The organism is Meiothermus sp. (genome assembly GCF_025056915.1).
Classification (GTDB): domain Bacteria; phylum Deinococcota; class Deinococci; order Deinococcales; family Thermaceae; genus Meiothermus.
The window spans coordinates 1-2,474 of sequence record NZ_JANWVH010000153.1; the positions used below are offsets into that span (position 1 = coordinate 1).

General features: G+C 63.1%; 3 protein-coding genes and 1 rRNA gene. 3 read left to right on the top strand and 1 reads right to left on the bottom strand.

Annotated features, from left to right (window positions below; genetic code table 11):
• The 3 genes from NZN28_RS14305 to NZN28_RS14315 all read left to right on the top strand — a co-directional run.
• Positions 1–65 (top strand): 16S ribosomal RNA (locus tag NZN28_RS14305); the annotation flags it as partial.
• A 284-nt stretch (positions 66–349) separates the two neighbouring features.
• Positions 350–1,645, top strand: a complete 1,296-nt coding sequence (locus tag NZN28_RS14310; protein ID WP_295399291.1) for a cytochrome P450 — start codon at positions 350–352, stop codon at positions 1,643–1,645.
• 238 nt (positions 1,646–1,883) lie between these two features.
• Positions 1,884–2,159, top strand: coding sequence for a helix-hairpin-helix domain-containing protein (locus NZN28_RS14315; RefSeq protein WP_295399293.1), 276 nt, complete (start codon positions 1,884–1,886; stop codon positions 2,157–2,159).
• A gap of 8 nt (positions 2,160–2,167) precedes the next feature.
• Here the strand turns inward: NZN28_RS14315 and NZN28_RS14320 are convergent.
• On the bottom strand, positions 2,168–2,474 hold a 307-nt coding region (locus NZN28_RS14320; protein ID WP_295399295.1), incomplete at its 5' end, for a DMT family transporter.

Genomic DNA, 2,474 nt, shown 5'->3' on the forward strand with positions numbered 1-2,474 from the left:
TCATGACTGGGGCTAAGTCGTAACAAGGTAACTGTACCGGAAGGTGCGGTTGGATCACCTCCTTTCTAAGGAGCTCTAGCGCCTTAAGTGGCGCCAATCTGGCGGCCATCGTAGCCGAACCAGACTTCGCGCAAGCGAAGACTCGCCTGACCTGCGCCAAGATTCGGCCCGCCCCGCAAGGGGCGGGTTTTTTTATCGTGCCCTTCCCAGACCGGGTTGTCCACGAAAACGAGAATGCGTCTGGGCCCGGGCGCATGCTATCCGCCTAAGCGTGAACTGGGGCGACAGGGAGTTTTTTTATGCGGGATGAGGACGCCTTCCTCCACCGGTCTGAGGTATGCTGCTGTGGATGACCCTCGACCCCGTCGAGCTGGAGCTGCGCCAGGATCCCCTGCAATTTTTCATCCACCTCTCCCGCACCAGCCCCGACCTCACCACCTTCCGCTTTGCCTCGGGCAAGGAAGTCGTCTTTCTGAACCACCCCGATCTGATCCGCGAGGTGCTCGTTGAGCGGGCCGAGGAGTTTCATAAGTCCGACCTGACCCGCGCCTTTGCCGGGGGCATGGGCAACGGCATTCTGCTCTCCGAGGGCGAGTTCTGGAAGCAGCAGAGCCGCCTGATGCGCCCGGCCTTCCACTACAAGCGCCTCCAGGGCTACGCCGAGGTGATGCGCCGGTTTACGCTGGAGATGCTCTCGCACTGGCAAAACAGCGAGATTCGGCACCTTGACGAGGACATGAACGCCCTCACCCTGCGGGTGGTGGCCAAGTGCATGTTCGATGTGGAGGCCGGCGAAGACCGCGAGATTATGCACCAGGCCATCATGCTGGGGCAGAAGGTGGTGGGGCAGATGGTCTACGGCTGGCTCAACCTGCCCGACTGGCACCCCGCCATGAACCGCGACGGCATCCGGGTGGTGCGAGCTTTGAACGAGATGGTGAGCCGGCACATCGCCTTCCGGCGGGCGCGCGGCGACCTCGGCGACGACCTGCTCTCCATGCTGCTTCAGGCCCAGAGCCAGCCCGAGGTGGAGCTTTCCGACCGGCAGCTGCGCGACGAGGTGCTTACGGTGATTACAGCGGGCCTCGAGACCACCGCCAACGCCTTGATCTGGACCTGGTACCTGCTCGAGCAGCACCCGGAGGTCAGGGCCAAACTAAAGGCCGAGGTGGACAGCCTGGGCAAGCTGCCCGATTTCGACGACGTGCAACATCTCCCCTACCTCGACCAGGTTTTCAAGGAAAGCCTGCGGCTTTACCCTCCGGTCTGGATTATCGGGCGCGAGAATGTGGAGGCGCTCGAGCTTGGGGGCCTGAAACTGGCCCCAAAGACCCAGCTGGTGATGAGCCAGTGGGCCACCCAGCGCGACCCCCGCTTCTTCGAGGAGCCTGACCGCTTCCGGCCCGAGCGCTGGACACCGGAGTTTGAGAAAAGCCTACCCAGAGGAGCTTACTTTCCCTTCAGCCTGGGGCCCCGGGTTTGCACGGGCCAGGGCTTTGCCACTGTGGAGTACAAGATGATCGTGACCACGGTGTTGCAAAGGTTTGAGCTCGAGCTCACCCGCCCCGCCCCCATCCGCCCCGAGCCCAACTTCACCCTCTGCACCCACGGAGGGCTGCCCATGCGGGTGCGCGCTCGAAGGTAAATGCGCTCAGGGGCGTTTGGGGCCAACGTTGCTGCAATCAGGTCGCCAGGGCAAGGACGCAGCAAGCAGTACAGGGCAGGGGCCTGCATTTACCGCGCCCTTCGCAGGCCTGGCCGCCCAGGACAAAGTTTGCTTGAGGTCGAGCGGCTCAAAACATGTGAAGAGGGCTCTGGCCATAGGTTGTCGCCCGGCTGGGTCTTTTGGTATGGTTTCTCTGAACCCAATCTGAGGAGGCATCATGAAAGCACTGCATGGCATTTTTCTTTTGCTGGCCCTGATGGCCCCTGCCAGCCTGCCCCTGGCCTGGGCCCAGGGCCCAACCGCCCCCCGGGTCATCAACGTCAACACCGCGACCCAGGCCGAGCTCGAGGCCCTCCCCGGCATCGGCCCCAAAATTGCCCGTGAAATAATCCGCAACCGCCCCTACCGCGATGCCAAAGAACTCCAGGCCAGGGTCAAGGGGATTGGCCCCAAAACCTGGGAGGAAATCAAGCGCTACGTGCGCTTTCGCTAGCCCCCTGGCTACATCTCCGGCGTGACCTGCTCGGGGTGGGGTTTGCCGCTTCTGAGCTGGCTGATCAGGGTTGCAGCCATAATCAGGGCTGCCCCCAGCATTCCCTGCCAGCCCAGCCGCTCGCCCAGCAGCACATAGGCAAAAGCGGCGGCGTAGACCGGCTCGAGGGTAAAAATCACCGCCGCCTGGGGTGCGGGCACCAGACGCTGACCCAAAGCCTGCAGCCAGATGCACAGCGCCGAGGCCACCAGGCCCAGGTACAAAAGCGAAAAGAAAGGGAAGCCCCCGGCGTTCCAGCTCGGCCCCTCCCAGAGC

Coding starts and splice junctions, on each gene's coding strand:
- NZN28_RS14310 (WP_295399291.1), top strand. CDS start 350: ATGACCCTCGACCCCGTCGAGCTGGAGCTGCGCCAGGATCCCCTGCAA.
- NZN28_RS14315 (WP_295399293.1), top strand. CDS start 1,884: ATGAAAGCACTGCATGGCATTTTTCTTTTGCTGGCCCTGATGGCCCCT.